This is a genomic window from Bradyrhizobium sp. CCBAU 45389 (assembly GCF_028128625.1).
GTDB lineage: Bacteria > Pseudomonadota > Alphaproteobacteria > Rhizobiales > Xanthobacteraceae > Bradyrhizobium > Bradyrhizobium liaoningense_B.
On sequence record NZ_LBIY01000090.1, the window covers coordinates 92,195 to 109,820 of the forward strand.

At 58.0% G+C, this 17,626-nt stretch carries 12 protein-coding genes; 8 read left to right on the forward strand and 4 right to left on the reverse strand.

What is annotated here, in order from left to right:
- Positions 1 to 1,452 precede the first annotated feature (1,452 nt).
- A complete protein-coding gene (locus XH79_RS20495; RefSeq protein ID WP_128948656.1) occupies positions 1,453 to 1,893 on the reverse strand; it encodes a VirK family protein in 441 nt (146 codons plus the stop codon).
- A 698-nt stretch (positions 1,894 to 2,591) separates the two neighbouring features.
- Between XH79_RS20495 and XH79_RS20500 the strand changes: the two genes are divergently transcribed.
- From XH79_RS20500 to XH79_RS43320, 8 genes are all read left to right on the forward strand, one after another.
- Positions 2,592 to 3,209 carry a hypothetical protein gene (locus XH79_RS20500; RefSeq protein ID WP_245471960.1) on the forward strand — a complete coding sequence of 206 codons (618 nt, stop codon included), beginning with the start codon at positions 2,592 to 2,594 and terminating at the stop codon, positions 3,207 to 3,209.
- Positions 3,210 to 3,405: 196 nt separating this feature from the next.
- Positions 3,406 to 3,570: a hypothetical protein gene (locus tag XH79_RS20505; protein ID WP_245471959.1), complete on the forward strand. Its 165-nt coding sequence runs from the start codon at positions 3,406 to 3,408 to the stop codon at positions 3,568 to 3,570.
- 1,998 nt (positions 3,571 to 5,568) lie between these two features.
- Complete coding sequence (locus tag XH79_RS20510) at positions 5,569 to 6,258, forward strand: winged helix-turn-helix domain-containing protein (protein WP_128948653.1); 690 nt, start codon at positions 5,569 to 5,571, stop codon at positions 6,256 to 6,258.
- A 27-nt stretch (positions 6,259 to 6,285) separates the two neighbouring features.
- On the forward strand, positions 6,286 to 7,737 hold the full coding sequence (locus XH79_RS20515; protein WP_164937419.1) for a type II and III secretion system protein family protein: 1,452 nt from the start codon (positions 6,286 to 6,288) through the stop codon (positions 7,735 to 7,737).
- Positions 7,738 to 7,747: 10 nt separating this feature from the next.
- Positions 7,748 to 8,410, forward strand: coding sequence for a CpaD family pilus assembly lipoprotein (locus XH79_RS20520; RefSeq protein WP_128948652.1), 663 nt, complete (start codon positions 7,748 to 7,750; stop codon positions 8,408 to 8,410).
- Positions 8,411 to 9,221: 811 nt separating this feature from the next.
- Positions 9,222 to 11,405 (forward strand): hypothetical protein, encoded by a 2,184-nt coding sequence (locus XH79_RS20525; RefSeq protein WP_271526501.1) that lies wholly within the window; start codon positions 9,222 to 9,224, stop codon positions 11,403 to 11,405.
- A gap of 1,053 nt (positions 11,406 to 12,458) precedes the next feature.
- Positions 12,459 to 13,418: an outer membrane protein gene (locus XH79_RS20530; RefSeq protein WP_271582772.1), complete on the forward strand. Its 960-nt coding sequence runs from the start codon at positions 12,459 to 12,461 to the stop codon at positions 13,416 to 13,418.
- Positions 13,419 to 13,624: 206 nt separating this feature from the next.
- The gene (locus XH79_RS43320) at positions 13,625 to 13,777 is read left to right on the forward strand and encodes a hypothetical protein (protein WP_442869963.1); all 153 of its coding nucleotides are present in this window, start codon (positions 13,625 to 13,627) and stop codon (positions 13,775 to 13,777) included.
- 737 nt (positions 13,778 to 14,514) lie between these two features.
- Here the strand turns inward: XH79_RS43320 and XH79_RS20540 are convergent.
- The 3 genes from XH79_RS20540 to XH79_RS20550 form a co-directional block, all read right to left on the reverse strand.
- Positions 14,515 to 15,255 carry a glycosyl hydrolase gene (locus XH79_RS20540; protein ID WP_271526503.1) on the reverse strand — a complete coding sequence of 247 codons (741 nt, stop codon included), beginning with the start codon at positions 15,253 to 15,255 and terminating at the stop codon, positions 14,515 to 14,517.
- A 378-nt stretch (positions 15,256 to 15,633) separates the two neighbouring features.
- The gene (locus XH79_RS20545) at positions 15,634 to 15,900 is read right to left on the reverse strand and encodes a hypothetical protein (protein WP_271526504.1); all 267 of its coding nucleotides are present in this window, start codon (positions 15,898 to 15,900) and stop codon (positions 15,634 to 15,636) included.
- 855 nt (positions 15,901 to 16,755) lie between these two features.
- Positions 16,756 to 17,157, reverse strand: a complete 402-nt coding sequence (locus tag XH79_RS20550) for a hypothetical protein (protein ID WP_271526505.1) — start codon at positions 17,155 to 17,157, stop codon at positions 16,756 to 16,758.
- Positions 17,158 to 17,626: the final 469 nt, after the last annotated feature.

Below are 17,626 nucleotides of genomic sequence, written 5' to 3' on the forward strand. Positions count from 1 at the left end.
CCTGGTACGTTTTATAGACACTGCGCGCGTCTTGGTTCCTGATCCTGATCTGATCAACTTTGTACGATGATATTGAAGGCCAAAAACGGGAGAACGGAGTGGACCCATTTGACAACGTTAACCCATCCGGGGCTGGGATGCATTACCTCGAGCCGCAACAGGAGGAGGCAGCGCAAGCAGACTTTGAGCATCAGCTTAGAGCGTCTCAGCCAATCCTCGCAGCATCAGCTTCACCAGGGCCCGGATCGAGCCGGACGGTAACGGATGGCAATAAGAGAGCGCAAGCTATCCCGGAGAATGAACGGTGCGCGGCTGCACCCTTTGTGAGAGCGCGCGCTCAGCTTGCCGCAACGCTGACTTGCGCGAACATTGCGGAACTAAGAAGAGAAATCGAACTCGCTGCGCAAAGATCAGCACAATGGTCAAGAGCGATTGGATCGTCAGGCTATCGCGTCGATAGTAGCCGCGTTTACGACGACGTAGTGGCATCGTCATACCTGGAGCTCGAGCGCTTTCAAAACCACGCCAGCCACTGCAAGCCACATGCGTTGGACCGTCAAAGCGCGATGGCCCATTTGCGTTCCATGGCGGCTTTGCGTTATGACGAGGCCCCCTGGAATATCTGGGGAGGCCAACGGCTTGATCTGGGGCGCGCAGCGGCAGAGCACATGAGGGGTGATACCAGTTCTTCGCCCTTTGTGCACTGTCCGAGGAGGCCTCACAACTTCTCCTTTCGCCGGACGATGACAACCAGTTTGGCGCCAAAGTCATCGCGGAAACCGCGAATGAGTTGCACACCTACACTGTGCCGAGGGTCGCAACTTGGACGGCCGAAGAGATTGTCAGTATTCTCGAGGACGGGACTGAGAATGATGAACCCGATCTCGCATGGGTGAGTGATACCCCCACTGAGGAACGTGAGGTACTGTTTCTGGGCGGGAATCTGGATGACTATCGGGTGGCTAGCGCACCGAATCCATACAGAAAGTCGGGAGGAAGAGTCTAATGGCACAGGCTCGGAAAGAGTGATTTGCTTTTTCCGATGCTCGGGGCGGTCGAAAGCAGCCTTCGCGCTATAACACTCCGATCCGGCGGCAGCGTGGGGAACTGAGCGTCATCAACGCGGGCCCGCGGCCGGATCAGATGATGTTCTCACAAGGACCGCGGACAGCGTGCGGACGTAGCGAGATCATCTGGAGCGTTCAACCGAGAGGCCTGGCTCCAACCCATACGACGATTGCCTGAGCCGTCGATCTTCCAACGCCTGAGATCGAATGGAAATCGGCGGCCCTCATGAGCTACCTGAGCAGCAAGTTCAGGCAACTTGATCCTTCCCCGACGAAAGCACGGCCAGAAACACTCTGACCGTACTGACGATCGATGCCCTGCGCAGGTGTCGATATCATTAAAGGATCAAGTCTTCGAAGCGCCGCCCACGCCCTGCGTTCTTTGTTACCAGACGAACTTTGCGCCATCCGGTATTTCGCAGATGAATTCCCCTTGGTTCACGAGTTCGGTGGTCCCGACGACAAGTTTCGAGGCTCGCACCGTCAGCTTGCCTTCGCGGCTAAGGCTATGGCGGATGTACTCGGTCACGGCATGTCCGGAGCTGTCGACCGTTTGATGAGCATTGGCAAAGCTGATGCCGTTCTGGCCGGTCACCCGGAAGGCATTGATGACCAGACCGGCCTGCGTCGCCGACGCTGGCTTGCCGCCCTCCGCGGAGGTACAGCGGCTCATGTCCAGTATGAGCTTCACGTTCTTCCCCGCCTGGAGGGCACTGAGCACCTCGGTATATTTCGGCGAAGGCTCGTCGGCTCTCGCCGGCACGCTCACGCTCGCGGCCGAAAGCAAGGACAACAGGATCGTTAGTCCTCGGCCAGTAACCTTCATATGCTCTTCTCCCTCGATGAGTGCCGCCGATCGCGGCTTCCAAGACGTCATGCTCCAGAGGCGTTTGGCTGATTCCAGACAACAAGCGCGCTCGCGCTCGTACAAAAGCAGCCTATCGCAACGCGGCGCAAGTCGTTGTGATGGCTAATCCGACATCACAACCTCGTAGGTCAGGTTTGCGGAAGTCGCTTAACTTCCCACGCGTCGACGAGAACGACTTGATGCAGTCGTTCGCTTGGAAACAGCAAACGGAACCGGGTTGCGCTGGTCCATCCCAGGCTTCTAGAGCGACAGAATGCAATTCTCACTTCTGCATAAGCAGACGATCTACGAAAGAACCCTTCCCTCGCCTCAAGCACCAGCTTGTCCATCTTGCTGTGCAAGCGCTGTCTTCCTCGGACGCGTCCGCGATGAAGTGATAGAACGAGTCTGACGCGCCGGTCCGAACAAACTCAGTCAGGGCACCCGATCTCGGCCTAATCGAGCACCAATGTCGGAAGGCACAAGGCAGCACCGATTTGATTCGATGCTTTGCGCGGCTTCCGTCCAGCTGATTATTCGCCTCGCTGACTGACTCCATTCGACTCCCTCAAAAAAGCAGAAGCTAAATGGGCCCTTCCTGGTCTGTCAGCTTCTCGAAAGCTGCACACGCAACACTCTACACCGGCATCCGGCACAAGGGAGAGAGAGGGAGAGAGATGAATGTTGATTCAAACGCAGCAGACACTCCCTTCGAGGCTCACAACGTGTTAGAGCCGCCGGGCCGCTTCGGGCGGCAACAGGATGAGCTTGGCGGTCAGACCAGCGCACCAGCACACACTTCAGAGGATCAAGCAAGCTTCGAGCAGCAGCTGAATGACTTGCATCTAGACGACTTAGATTCGGTCTATACAACGTCGACTTCGGTCCGCTCAGCGACAAATTCTGTCGCTGCCACTTCTTCGTCCGCGCCAAGCGAGGCGGCCTCGGAAACCAGTAGCTATCCAGCGCCATCTTTTGTCAGTGCCCGCGCTCAGCTTGCCGCAACACTGACTGGGGCCAATCTTGAAGCGCTCAGGAACAAGATCGACCTTGCCGGGCAGCAAGCGGCGCGCTGGTCACCGGCGAGCGCACCTGCCGTTGACCAAGACCACGTATTCGACGACGTGGTGAGGTCGTCTTATGTCACACTGCGGCGTTTTCAGAATCAGGATAGTGATTGCAAGCCGCATACGGAAGACAACACGAGCGCCATATTGCATGTTCGCAACACGGCTCGGGATCATTCTTCCGTTGGAGATCATCCGGAGCGGTATCCTATTGACCGGGCGCGCTAAGCTGGCTGGCATATGCGGGGCAAGACAACAACATCACCCTTCGTGTCATTGGTCGAAGATCCGGCGAAACTCGCCGCTTCTCGCGATCATTGGGCGAGAGCGATCGCCAACAATGCGAACGCGATCCATACCTACACCGTACCCAAAGCTCACTGTCTGGACGCCCGACGACGTGCTGAGTAGCATTGCGCTTAGAATGAATGCCGAAGATTACGACAACATCGATGCCGACGTCGATCTGATGTGCTCACTCGGCAGAACGCCAACTCGAGAAACCGAGCGCCTCTTTCTGGGCGGAAACTTGGAAAGCTACCAAACCGGTAGCGAAGCAAATCCCTTCAAGCGGGAGGGCAATGAGTAGATGGTCTCGGCCGCACCATTTCGCGGGTTCGTCGGCGTTCAAGCACCATAATACCCGCAAGGAAGAACCGGAAGCGGCCCACCAACTCCGAGTCACGCACCACACTCAAGGCATAGTGGGGCGGCCGACCGCCCGATCAACTCGCCATCAAGCGTAACAGCGGCTGAGGGCTCCGGCGCAAGACGCACCTCCGACGGTCGGGAGAACGCCGGACCACCCTCTCTCCCGTGCCCGGTCGTTCTATTATCTTGATACATTGTGCGCTCCAAAGACATGAATTTGTCGGCCGAGCTCACGGCTGGCTGATGGCTTTGGTGAAGGTAAGCCGCCGAACGCGCAGCATCCTCCTCTAGTTAACTCGACCTGAAATTGACCGCGCGGTCCACCACTTGGTGTTTCGGCCGCGATCGCATCGGGTATTCACTGGTCCGCAGCAATCCGCGCTGCCACAGGACAGCCGATCCGCCACCTGGATGCGTTCCATCAAAACAATCGATTTTGCAGAGGACGCCTGAAAGCCTCATAGTCGATCGCAAGATGAGGAGGCCGCATTCAAGATGACGTCTGGCAATCGATTCTCTTCTCAATCCCTTGCCGAACAATGGCTCGAGCGATCGGCAGTCTGCATCTTGAACGTTACTTCCTCTGCATCAAGTGGACGTCCGACCCTCGCCACGGTCTTTCCGCTAAATTGACACGTACGAGGCGGATCGGATCGCCGCAATCCTGGCGTCATGGCTTACGCAAGGCTTGCTGAGAACGCCTGCCTCTTCGTGCATTTCAAATCGGTTCCGCTCTACGCTTAGTTGGACGGACAAATGCTCACGACCTTGCACAGAGCGAGACGGACGTCGCGCGCAGCTCGACGACATGACCGAACTGTGTCGCCGTTACCTCACAACGATTCACAATTGAGGGCACCGCTACAAAGAGCATTCAAATGCACTTGAATCTCACCTCGCGTCAGATTGTAGGATTTCCGACAGTCTTGCGACACACAATCCGCTCGCGTGAACTCTTCCTGACAGGTAGCAAAATTGCGAAGGTCTCAAAACTTCAATGCTCAGCCGATCCGGTTGGTCACACCACTCGACTGCTGCTCGTCAGAGCTTGCATCGTGTATCTGTTCTGCGAGCGCAAGACGAAGCACTCTCTTCGCTGCCAGACCGAGATCCAGCGCGCCAGAACAACGCGGGCAATCGTTACTTCGTCTATGCCGACGAAAGGCCCAGTTCTTGCGCCGTTCACCAGGTCTGACGAAATGGAGCCGGCGTCACCGCCTCAGACAATGCGCGACAGCAACGCCCTGCCTAACTTGTCCTCATTGGCAGCATCCGCTCGGCTGGGGGCAGAGAGCATCTCGGAAGCGACCGAGCCTCGGGAAAGTTGACATCTTGCTTGGCTAACACCGGCAAGCGAGAGAACGTCTGTCGGCCTTTCACGGCCCATTGGCCGACACATAGCGCGTGAAGTGTCTTTAACGCGGAAAACTTGCAATGTCATGGCTTGACGGCACTCCGGGCTCAACAGCCAAGCACGACTGACCGCGGATCAAGACGAATTGGGGAGTTTCAAATGTCGGTTTCGCAAGCCTGTCCGGCGGCAAATACAGCTACTCTCGCACCGGCCTTCCTTTCGCTCGGGCGGCTTGGTGCGATTGCTACTACAGGCGTTAGCGTAGCGCATGCAGGCACGGCTATGCTCGGCTCACAGAGTGCATCAGCACGCCGCCAGGACTTTCAGCCCGTAAGGCATCGCAAAGCTCTTGCTAGCGTAACGGATATGTTGAGTCGCGCCGCCCGCCCAGGCCACCCGCCGCAAGCCGCCATCTATCCGGTGACGATGGACGCGCATGCATCGATCGCCTGCCACCAAGCTCTTGCATATCGTTTACGGATCTTCGAATTCACGCCAAACCGTCAGGATCTGGGTTCCGCCGATTCTCATGCTCAAACCTAACACGCTCAAGTCCTGCCGAGGACGGACGAGAGGCGATGAATGCGAATTCTCCTGGTTGATCATCATGCGGACTTTGGCCGCGCTGTGAAGGCAACGCTCGTGAATTGCGGGTTCGCGGTCGACGTGACGCCCACGCTGGATGAGGCGTCAGCCGCGCTGGATTGCGCGAACTACCACATCTTACTGCTCGAATCCGTCTTGCCGGACGGAGATAGTTTGGACTGGTTGAAGCAGTTGCGGCGCGAAGGACGATCAATGCCGGCAATGATGATGAGCAGTCTCAATGATCTCAACCGGAGAATTGCGACCTTCAATGCCGGAGCGGATGATTTCCTGCCCAAGCCTGTGTCGATCGACGAACTCATCGCTCGCATGCGGGCCATTTTGCGACGGTCAACGCAAATGACGGCGCCGGTCGTGACATTCGGGAATCTGCATTTCGATCCGATCGCCAGACAAGTCTCGGTCGGTGGTCGGATTCTGAGGATTGCCCGGCGTGAGGTGTGCATTCTCGAACATCTGCTCAATCGCGCCGGCCGCACTGTGCCGCGCACATCGTTGGAGGATAGCTTGTACGCGTTTGACGATGAGGTCTCGACCAATGCGCTGGAAGTCGGGATTTATCGCTTACGCGCGCATTTGAACCAGGCCGGTGCGACGCTCAGGATCAAGACCGCGCGCGGCGTCGGTTACACTCTAGAACTCGTTGGCACAGCATCGGCTGCCTAGCAGTCTCACTTGAAGGCAACAAATCGCTTGAAGGTCCTTAACCATGCCGCCGGCGCTCTTCAGCCGCCTGCGATCACCAACCCGCATCGCTCTGCCACTCTGCCGCGTCTCTGCTACCTCCTATGCGGGCTTGCTTTGCTGTTTCCGCTTGCCGCCTCAGCCGAGACAAAGCGGGACGGCAAAAGAGAGATGCCACGTGCGGCACCTGGCAGCACCACGGGCACGCTCAACCTTACCTCGTCGCAGGGAAAGACAGTTCATCTGAGCGCGCCGGCGGCGACCATCTTTGTTGCTGACCCGGCGATTGCCGATTACCAGGCTCCCTCGAGCAGTACAATTTTCGTGTTTGGCAAAAAGTCCGGGCGGACGAGCCTGTTTGCCCTCAACGAAAACGGAGAGGCTCTTGCCGAGCTGCGTGTTGTCGTCACCCAACCGATCGAGGATCTGCGGGCCGCGCTCAAGGCCGAGGTCGGCGACTATCCGATTCAGGTCAGCTATACCCCGCGGGGCGCGATCCTTAGCGGTACGGCACCCAATGCCGATGTCGTTGAGACGGCGAGGAAGGTCACCGAGCAATTTGTTGGCGCGGGCGCACCGGTTGTCAACAAGATCCAGGTCGCCGGCTCACTGCAGGTGAATCTCAGCGTGCGGGTGGCAGAAGTCTCCCGCAGCGCCGTCAAGGATCTTAATATCAACTTCACCGCCTCCGGTCCAAATGGCGCTTCCCTTGTCACCGGCAAACCGGGCGGGTCCGGCGCGGCCGGCGGCGGCACGATCGGGGTCGGGTTTAGCGCCGGCAATATCAACCTGAGCGCTGTTCTCGACGCTCTCGCGAGTGAGCACCTCGCCTCAATCCTGGCTGAGCCGAATCTGACGGCGATGTCCGGGGAAGCCGCAAGCTTCCTAGCCGGCGGCGAATTTCCGATCCCGGTCATGCAGGATAACCGGCAGGTTTCGGTCCAATTTCGGCAGTTCGGTGTGAGCTTGGAATTTGTCCCGACGGTGCTCAGCAACAACCAGATCAATGTCCGTGTGAAGCCTGAAGTCAGCGAACTGTCGAGCGAAGGCGAGGTCAAGATCAACGGTACGGCGGTCCCTGCCCTTTCGACTCGACGAGCGAGCACCGTGGTCGAGCTCGCCAGCGGCCAGAGCTTTGCAATCGGCGGCCTCATCAGGCGCAACTTCAACACTGATATCAGCGAGTTTCCCTGGCTCGGCGATGTACCGATCCTGGGCGCGCTTTTTCGCTCTTCATCGTTTCAAAAACGCGAAACCGAGCTGGTTATCGTTGTCACACCTTACATCGTGCGGCCGGGATCAAATCCAGGTCGGATAAGCGCGCCCACCGACCGGATCGCACCGCCATCGGATCCAGGCCGCATTTTGACGAACACGCTGGCACGGCCGCCTCAAGGCCGCGATGCGCCGCGCGCGAGCGCACCAGGATTGACGGGCAACGCCGGCTTTATCATCGAATGAGGATCGACAAATGACCCTGCGATATTTGTCAAATTTGATTGTCATTGCCGCAACATTGGCGGGCTGCGCAAATAGTACCTCGATCCATCCCAAGCCTGCTGAACAAGGAGTCCAGGTCGAACAAAGACAACGTGTCTTGTTCCTGCAGAGCCTCCGTGCGCCCGAGAGGCTTCAGCTGCGTAGTTTTATCGCCAATGTAAGTGGCGGCCGGCGGGATGCGCTCCATGTGGATGTGAGCGGCTCCCCTAAGCTCATTGCGCAGGTGGCGCACGAGGCCCGGGCCATGGGCGTGGCTCCCTATAACATCCGCCTCTCCGCTTCTCCCCAAAATTTAGCCGGCCGTTCCGGCGTCAGGATCGAGGCGATCACGTTCGAAGCGCATCTTCCGAACTGTCCGTCGCTTCTGATCGTCGGACCAGCAGTGAACGACAATTCGTTCGAACCGACGCTTGGTTGCTCGACCAAAAACAATCTGGCAGTTATGGTCAACGATCCGCTCGACTTGGTGGATAATCGGTCTGTCGTCACGGTTAATGGCGATCGCGCCGCCGCTCCTCTTGCCAGCCACCCTACTGTCGCCCAGCGCAACAAGAGCAACGGAGAAGATGGAGCAGGCACGGCAGAGTCGGACGCGGCGGGAACGACAACACAGAATGTGCAGCCGCTCCGATAGGCGGTTTTAGGCGCATATCCGAACTCACTGTGCAATACCTTGCGCTCAAGCGCCGTCACACCACGCCCCTAACGCGGCGCGGCGCTGTGTGTCAGGATCATACTGGGGATGCCGGGCGCCTCAGCGCTAAGCCGTCCAGTTTCATTCAAATCAGAAATGGAAATTCACGCCAAGCCTGATTGTTTGAAAACTGCTGTTTGAAGGTGGTGAGCGATGCGACTTCAACGTCCAAGACACCTGTCGGGCCGTCGCCAGCAGTCTGCACTTGCCCCGTTTACCGACACACGAAGAGTAACGTCTTGCCTAGTGAAATCGAAGTAGTCGTATTCAAGCTTGGCTGGCCAGCCGGGTAGGAAAGGATATTGGACGCCCTGCACGTAATGTGCCGCCGAAGACCTTTTTGTCGTTCTGCCATTCATGCACCATTCGCAGCAGGCCTGCCTTCAAAGCCGATGCAATATTGATCGATACCGATGCTGGAATGAGCCCACGCTGCGCCGACCTTGCTATAGCGTAAAACACGATCGCCCAGAGCGACGCCGAGCCGCCCGATAATGTCAGCGATCCACTTGGTTTCGTACCTGCTCAGCTAGTCGGCTGCGATGTGGATGTAATGTGCCGCCACTCAGTTGAAGACCCTCATTTTCATGGGGCGCCTTCTTTGGGCGGGCGAGCGATGCTGCAGCGCGCAGAGAAGGCAATTGGCGGCCGTCATTCCCCTTTCATTCTAGCTTTCCGCCTGGCCACGTCAGGTTTTGGAAAGCTAACGTGAGTAGCGAACTAACGAGAGAAGGATGCCAGCGGACTGACCATGGACCGATTGAACACAAGCAAGGAGTTCAGTGCATCAGATGCGACCGTGGAACAGCCGGAGCAGCCGAATGCGGCGTTTGAGCAGCACTTGGCAGGCGTGCGAGAAGCGGGCCCCGTATACAAACACGCGGAGCTATATGATGTCACTGAGGAAGACGATCGCCTCATCCAGGCGGCGTCCCGCGCTGCTCTCGATCGCGGGCAACCGCAGAGTGAGAAAACCGTCGAAATTTACGATCGTCGGCTTCGCAAACTAGCCGGGGAGCTGAAGCAGTACGGCCAATCAATTGCTGGGCTCGATGACGATACGTTACTCGCTTACGGCAAGAAGCTGCTGCCAAACGACAAGGTCATCGCCCCAGCATTGTCAATGGTCAGTCGGTATCGCGAGCCCGACGCCAACGCTCGCCCCGTCTCAACACATTATCGCCCTACCAGGGAAGATGAGGGTCTCATCAGGGAGGCCGCTGAGGCAGGTTTTAGTCGACAGATACGCAAGGGAACGGCCGAGGGCTATGCGAGCGCTCTGCGGAAGTTGGCGGTAGCGCTTCGACCCTTGTCGATTGCCAAGCTTAGTGATGATGCATTGCTTGGCCACGCAGACAGATTGTTTCCGAAGGACAACGTGCTCATCGTCGCCTTGAACGGCCTCCGCGATTATCGCGCGATTACCCTGCAGAACAATTTAGGCGGAGAAGGAGGCAGTTCGAACCACGCCATTCAGCCGTCCACCCCCTTGCCCATGCCGGCCGATGAGCAGCCGATGGGGAAAGTTGCGGATGGGCGCGGCTCATTGCCCCCGGGGTTCAATACTCCGCAGCTCTGGCATGCAGTGGGGTTAGCCGCCCATTCTCCTATAGAAAGTGTCGCCCAGGACGTGCTTTTCGATGCCGCTGATGGCGAGAACCTCTTGCCCGCAACAATGCTTGGGCCAACGGTTAGTTCAATGCCCCACTCGCCGGTGCAAAGTGTCGCTCAGGAAGGGCTTTTCGATGCCGCGGACCACGAGAACTTCTTGTCGGGGGCGACCTCCGATGCACCGGTGTCTTGGCCAACGATGAGTTCAACCATTCACTCGCCGGTGCAAAGTGTCCCTCAGCACGCGCTTTTCGATGCCGCGGATCGCGAGAACCTCATGCCGGCGCCGACCTTCGATGCACTGCTGCCTTGGCCAATGATGAGTTCAAACATCCCCTCGCCGGTGCAAAGTGTTGCTCAGGAAGAGCTTTTCGATGCCGCGACTTGGCAGCCGAGCTCGCGGGAGCCGAATTCCACCTCTGAAGACCACTCTGGGCGGATGATGAACGAAGGCGCTGGGGCTCAGACCGTGCTTGAGCAGACGTTCGTGACGGCCGGCGACGCCTTTGATGCGTCTTTGAGCGTCCCCGAAGATTTCTCCCACGGGACTCAGGCCGCGCCGAATATGATGCACAGGCTTCGCCGCTGGGGCCTCTTGCCGGATGCAGCACAGCGGGTAAAGGTCTACGATATTCGAGGTGAACGCTATATGGCCGTCTTGGGACCAGGAGGGCTCAATGATGTTCAGCTCGTCCATCTGCGGTCGCCCGCTGTCGGCGATACGTTCGATGTTTCGTTCGCCGTTCCCAAGAATTTTTCCCATCGCACCCAGCTGGCCCCAGACATGATGCTGACCACCTTGGGCCACTGGGACTTCTTGCCTGTTGCGGAACATCCAATCATGAACTTTGAGATCGGTGGCGAACGGTACACGGCGATATTGGGACCGGCAGGGCCCAAGGACGTTCAGCTCATTCATCACCCTCGGCCCGCTTTGCCGGGCGAAGCTACGCCTGCGGCACTGAGCACTTCCTCAGATATCTACGGCGGTCTTGCACCTAACCTTGATTCGGCGGCACCGTTCGAATGGAGTGGGAGCGCTCCCTCGGCGCTAGCGCCGAACCTTCCTCTGCCGTCTGCCGCACCTGCATCAAGCCATCAGCCAGTCCCGCAAGTGCCTGAACTGGGAGAGTTCTTGGGCGACGGCTGGACGCACGCCTCCCAAGAGGCTTCGCCTGCCGTGATCGACATATTGCAGAGCCTAGGCCTTCTGCCGCGCCGGGACGTCCCAATGACCGCCTTTTTTATCCACGGTCAGCTCTACACGGCAGAAAGCCTACCGGGAGGCCGCGTTCTTCTCTTCCATCAGCCACAATTTGGCTGAATGAGGGCTCGTCGGCACCTCGGACAGCTGCTCAGGCGGACCTGAATCCACGTCTGATCCTCCTTCCGGAAATCTTAGAAGTACGCTTCAACGATCTATCGCGCCACAGCTCACGAACTTCCTCCGAGGCTCTTCCCTCTTGCGCACACTCGGTCACGCCTAATCCTGCCCCAAGCGCGTGTTGATGTTCATTACGCTGTCACATAGGTAAGCGCGAGCACCCCGAGCGAATTGAGCGACGTTGCGGCTTCACTTACGCGGCAGCCCCGCCGTGGCGTCGAGTGAGGACGAACGCAAACCGGCGGTTGAGCCTACGAATAGCAATCAACGTCTGTATGGCAGCTTCGATGTCGGCCCGACTCGGCCGCAACAAGATCAGGCAGCGCCCCTGGCGATGGCGCGCATGGCCAGCGCTTTGTTCGTCAGGGTATCGATAACCGTAGGCCAGATTTCTCGGCTTCAAGGGGGACGCGCGCTCCTTCTATTTCGGCCAAATCGGCGAAGCGAATGAACCGCACGGCGGCGCCGCTCTTTCCATTTTGAAACCGCGGCTCGTGGATCAGCCTCGACAATTGCGACGCTGCCCGTTCCCCCCAATGCCGCGACCGAAATTCGGACCGCCAGCGTGCGCTTGCAGCTTGTGCCTTTTTGGGTGAGCCAGAGCGAGGACATCTCCTACTAGTCCGACGACAACGAGATGCAGCGCACGAGTCGTCCAAAATATCGAGCCTCCCACTCCCCATCGTGAGTCCCATCAAGAGCGGGCGTGGACTCACAACCAGACCAACGCACAGCCACTAAGATATACCGCGCTATACGTCGGCCAACGTCAGCCGGTCCAGTTGGGAGCCGCGAGAATCACCACCGCGTCCGCTTTGTAAAACAGCCATTGCTCTCCGAAATACTCGGCGGTGTCAGGGATCTTCGCGCAAGGATTGCTGAGCACCGACGTACAGGCTCGAATGCAGAGCCTGCTCGCCTTTCTGGAACGGACACGGCTAGAAGCGGCTGTCGCGGTCGCAGCAAGAAGCTGCTGCCTACCAGATTGCAGAGGTGATCTGGCTGCCAGCACCAACTATCGAGCTAACCACAACTTGGCACCAAGCCAGCAATATTTTCCGTGCCCAGCAGGAGGACTCTAGGATGAAGTGCAACAAGCAATTGTCGCTCGCGGGCATCATTGCGTTCGGGACGATCGCTTTTGTGAGCGGAAGTTTAGCTGCCGATTTGCCTGCGGCACCTATCGTCAAAGCGCCAGCTCCCGTTTATCCTCTCTTCAGCTGGACTGGAGGTTACATCGGCGGCAGTGTGGGCTCGGGTTGGGGTACCAGCCAGACCGCCCTCGCTGTGGGCAACACATTCATTGGCGCCCCAGTCAACCAGACGGTAAACCAGCTTATCGGCGGCACTGCCGATTTTACTGTGCCATTGCCGCAGGTGCAGATGAATGGCTTCCTCGGTGGCGTACAAGCCGGTTACAATTTCCAGTCCGGTGTGATGGTCTACGGCGTGGAAGGCGATTTTTTGTGGAGTGGTGTCAAGGGGCGCAATGGCTGCTTTGTGGTCTTGAATTGTACGAACGACACCAAATGGATTGCCGATATCACCGGACGGGTCGGCCTCACGGTGGGCGACCGCGGCCTGGTCTACATCAAGGGCGGCGCAGCTTGGGCCGATTCAAGCATCGGCATCAATCAGTCCTTTGCCGTTACGTCGAACTTGGGAACTGGCTTTGCTGCTAACGGTACTGCCGATGGCCGAGCGACCAAGAAGATATTTGGCGGCACACTGGGGGCCGGCGTGGAGTATGCCTTCCTGCCCGGCTGGTCAGCCAAAGTTGAGTATGACTACTTCGATTTCGGCAGGCAAGACGTAACGCTGCCGATTTCCGTCGCGAGCCGTGTGCAGACGGGCGACATTGCGCCTGCTGCCATCGCTATTGGAGTCACGACGCCCGTCTCCTTCAAGCAACAGCTTCATACGATGCGGGTTGGCGTGAACTACCACTTCTGATTGGCAGGAGTTTGATCTTACGTTCTGTCTGTTCCTACGGCAACTCACGCAGGACTGTAGCAGAAATTGAGCAACGAAAAGCTGCTGAAACAACTCGCCCACAAGACGAGGTGAGACGCTCAAAAGGAACTCGAACTCACAAAAGGCAGGCGGCCTAAAAGCTTGCAGAAGAATAGGCGGAAGAGGTATCGAGCGTTTGGCCGAATGTGGAGATCGACATCAAACTGCTCACCTCGGCTGAGCGCCTGAAGTACGAAGGATACTTCGCCGCGGCGATCTTGGCCCTGTCCAAAAGCGGAACGCCGATCAAGCAGGTCGTGCGCCAGACCGGCCATAGCAAAAAGCTGATCGGCAGGTGATCCATGGTGAACGCCATGATGTCTTTCTGACACAGAGTTCGCTCGATCATTACGTGCCACGGCTCGACGATGAAGGGGCAGCCGGTTACCGAAACGGCGCTGCACTTTGGCGCCGCTTGCAGGCGCGCGGCTTCGGGCCTCTGTTCGTGTCGTTGGAGAATGGGTAACGCATAGACTGCGGGCCGAGAGGCTGACGTCCCTTCGCCGGGATGAATTGTCATCCTGGATCGAGCGTGCTCGTGCCAGTCTTGTTGCCGGCGGTTCGGGCGGCGATCACCTTGCCCTGGCCCAATGAACAGACCGTGGGGGCAGATGACGCTCCTCAAGTCATCAGGCGCCAAAGTACGGCGGCAAGCAAAATCGATTTTCGTCCACCGCGAGCAATCGGCGCGGAGCAATCGGAGCTGCACCCAAAATTGCGTCAGGGCCAATATTGCAGTCAGAATGACAATCGCGAAGATCGCCTAGTGGAGTTGAGCAGAAACAGAATCTCGAGATCGTGCAAACAGATGGCCTGATTCGGCGGAGATTGCGGCTCTTCCGATTAATGAATGCGAGAACCTGCGAATTCAGTTCGGCACGAGGCGTGCGGCGCCAGGGCCCGGCCCCCATCATGAACCCCGGCCGATCTTCGTCGGCCCCACAACGAGCGCCTGGCGCGGTCCGGTACGAAGTGCATCGTACAGCGTGCGCCATACCGTGGGCGGACGATCACCTCATCGTAGGTCCCAAGGTAGTCACTTCGAGATTACAGCCCAATGATTGACGTCGAAGTTTTGCCCGCCTGGGGACGAGGTTATCTCAACGCCGTATTGGACGCTGCCGACGATTATGTCGCCGAAGTATCCTTTCGACTTTATCCATTGCAGGATACTCTTGATGTCCACAGTCCCGCTGTTGGTTTTGGAGCTGCGCAGAAACGAAATAACCTTGTGTTTGTTCCAGCCTTCAAACACGTTCCAAGTGGCTCCCCCCACATTCACGCCTGTGTAGACTGGAATCGCAGCGGTCCCTGAAGAGTTATACTTGTAAGAAATGGGCTTAACATCACCGCTGCCGTCGGCATTTCCGGTGTAGTTGGTCCAAAGCATTATCTCATAGGAATTTGAGCTGTCCCAGATATCGTAGGCGAAGTTCCAATGGCCGCCAGTCGGGACGCTCTGATTAAAGCTTGACCTGAGGTCGTTGATCGCGCTCAGCGGTTTCCCGATATTGAAAGCTCCGTGGGGATAGCTCTTGATGCCACCAGTATCAGGTTGGTTCGACCACACGCTCCATTGATTGATCGAATACACCGAGATCGTCTGATGCCCAGCACCTTGACCATATACGTCGTTGTTCCAGGAATAGCCCTCACGGGAGAAGGTACCGTACTGATCGCTCGAACTCCAGATCGGCGCTTTTGCGGATGCTGGGAATAGCGCAATCATTGTCGCAAAAGGTAGCGCAAGTACGTTCAGCGTCGACAACGCAGACATTCTAATCTCCACCTCAGATCTGCCCTCCAGCGAACGAGCAGCAAGCAAAAGTGAGGCCAGTCAGAGAACGACGAATCTTCTTTCTTGTCTTTTGTCGTACGGAGCGCCGCGCACGTGCTGCATGCACTTCTGGTCGAGTCACTCGGCCAGATCGTCCGCCATATAACTCAAACCATTGTCACTGAGCAGCCTTTGCCCGGCGCGATGCTCACATGCTGGCCCGCCGAGCGACCACGGCGCGTTCTGCAGACCCTCGGCCAGGGCGACGAAGCTCTCGCCGCAGGGCTTGTAGTTGCCTCACGTGGCTCGGCGATCAGCTTCGGATCGCAGGCAGCGCGGGCGCGACTCTCCGCCTTCTGACTTCAATCGGAAGCCAGTTCAGTTTCTGCGGAGAAAAATCTCGTGTTCAGAGCCTGGCGGCCCGATACTGGCCGTGTAGTTCACGCCCCCGAGAGTGAGACTTTTCTTTGGCTCAGACACGGATGGCAGAAGCTTGTGCAAATCCATTCGCAACTTGAGTTCTTCCGGCGCCCACTGATCTCCGTGCTGCCAGCTCGGGGGCACATAAAGAGACAAACTTGGCAACAGCTGGTTGCGCCGCACTTGCGGCGCATAAGGCGAAGATGTTGAGTTGAAGCCGTCCATGTCCACCCCCGGAACGCTTAAAACCACTAAAGCTGACCACAGATGGTCGGCGACAGGTAGCAGCGCGGGCGCGGCCTGGCGCCTACCGACCTGGGGGGCTGGAAAAAGGCACTATCCTGCCGCCCCGCGCTGCCGTTGAGTTTAGCGGAAAGCGTGACTCGGCGCTGACCGTTCTGGATAGATAGCGCTGTCCCTGCCACGCCCCGTTAACCACAACGGCTCTATATCCGGGCTGGCTTACTGAAAGCTGACGAGACCCGGCAATTCCCAAAACGAAAGCGGCCCGTGTGGGCCAGTTGCGGTCGAGAGTGAGAACGACGTTCCGGCGACAGGCTCTGGTACCACGTCAGCCTGAGCATCTCGACAGCCAGCAGTGTCCAGCACCCGGCCTGTCGGAGGACTGCAGGCGGCGGCCACCAGAAGGGCCTCTTACTTGTCGTTGAGCTCGCGCTCTGCCCGGTAGGCGGCTCTTCGCTTTGGTTCTCCGCCAGGTTGCCTTCGACAAAAACGTCGAAGGGTGGCAGACCGCCAAGTGGCCGCCAAGTGGCCGACGCCCCGGCTTGTGGCGATCATGTCATCACTCATCCCGGCATCGGCCGCCCAACCGGATCTGCGCCACCTTGAGCGCGCAGCGGCTGCCTGCCTCCGCCCAACAAAAGCTCTAGCCGACAAAAAGAGAGGTATCTACGGCAATACGAATCGTAGATTACCTCGCGGCATCGTGAGTTCAGAGCAATCGTAGGAGTACTTGGCAGGTCAGCTGAACCCACGTGCAGCGCTCCACACCTTCATCCGTGGGCGACATATGCTCTCGGCTCTGGAGGAAGTAGCTGCGATTGGGCTCTTATTGCAGGCTCAGTGAATCGCCTGCCTTCCCGCAGGTGATGGCTGTGGCTTGAGATGATCCAATATTTTCGAGCCGGCGCTGAACGACCTCGACCAGAATTTCTCCAGGAAATCCAGGTGACACCTCAACAGCTCCGAGGAAGTTTTGGAGTCCGCAATATTCTTCAGAAAGGTGGCCTGGTCATGCACAATGGAAGCAGTCAAACCTAGTCCGTCCTTCAGGGCCGTAGCGAACAGGTTGCTTGTCGCTTCAATCGAGCTCTGCCATTCCCGAAAGGTAAATGGAATCGGCGATGCAGCCGTCGTAGATTTTCCAGCGCCATCGGCGGAAGCGCCAGATACCAAAGCCGGGTCGTGCCCGACATGTGGCCGCCGCTCGCGTTTCTCGTCTTCGCTTGCATTCGGTGCCATTCGAGATCTCCTGGCTTGAAGGGCTTATAACGTACCAAGTTGTTCGCGGCTCATTTCGACCATCCCCTACAAGGTACCACAATTGCCAACACGCGATACCTACCTCATTTGGTAACGTGCCAGCAAAGGAGGGAGTGAACGCGATACGGCGAGAGCCCAGGCTGTAAAGCTCGCGTCCGTGTGCTGTCGCTATGCTCATCGGCGCCCGCCCAGAGGCTGAGAACTGGGGCGATCGGATGGAGGATGGTGGCGGCTGCGCGTAGATGGATGGCGGAGACAAAGTCCGTGAGCGCACGTACATGGAGCAGCAATCAACATTCAATAATTGTCTACGAGGTCTCCAAGCCGCTGGAACGGGTGATCGCTTCCACCCTGCTTCGAAGGCTTCACTGGCAGCCTGCTCGGCCTGTTGACGGCCCTGCCCTGTGAGCCAACGAGCGCTCCTGGACGGGCCACCTGAAAGGGACTT

Excerpts from the sequence above, each read along its gene's own strand:
- XH79_RS20520 (WP_128948652.1), top strand. The coding sequence starts at position 7,748 with ATGACCCTGCGATATTTGTCAAATTTGATTGTCATTGCCGCAACATTG.
- XH79_RS20505 (WP_245471959.1), top strand. The coding sequence starts at position 3,406 with ATGAATGCCGAAGATTACGACAACATCGATGCCGACGTCGATCTGATG.
- XH79_RS20510 (WP_128948653.1), top strand. The coding sequence starts at position 5,569 with ATGCGAATTCTCCTGGTTGATCATCATGCGGACTTTGGCCGCGCTGTG.
- XH79_RS20550 (WP_271526505.1), bottom strand. The coding sequence starts at position 17,157 with ATGGCACCGAATGCAAGCGAAGACGAGAAACGCGAGCGGCGGCCACAT.
- XH79_RS20540 (WP_271526503.1), bottom strand. The coding sequence starts at position 15,255 with ATGTCTGCGTTGTCGACGCTGAACGTACTTGCGCTACCTTTTGCGACA.
- XH79_RS20495 (WP_128948656.1), bottom strand. The coding sequence starts at position 1,893 with ATGAAGGTTACTGGCCGAGGACTAACGATCCTGTTGTCCTTGCTTTCG.
- XH79_RS20545 (WP_271526504.1), bottom strand. The coding sequence starts at position 15,900 with ATGGACGGCTTCAACTCAACATCTTCGCCTTATGCGCCGCAAGTGCGG.
- XH79_RS20500 (WP_245471960.1), top strand. The coding sequence starts at position 2,592 with ATGAATGTTGATTCAAACGCAGCAGACACTCCCTTCGAGGCTCACAAC.
- XH79_RS20525 (WP_271526501.1), top strand. The coding sequence starts at position 9,222 with ATGGACCGATTGAACACAAGCAAGGAGTTCAGTGCATCAGATGCGACC.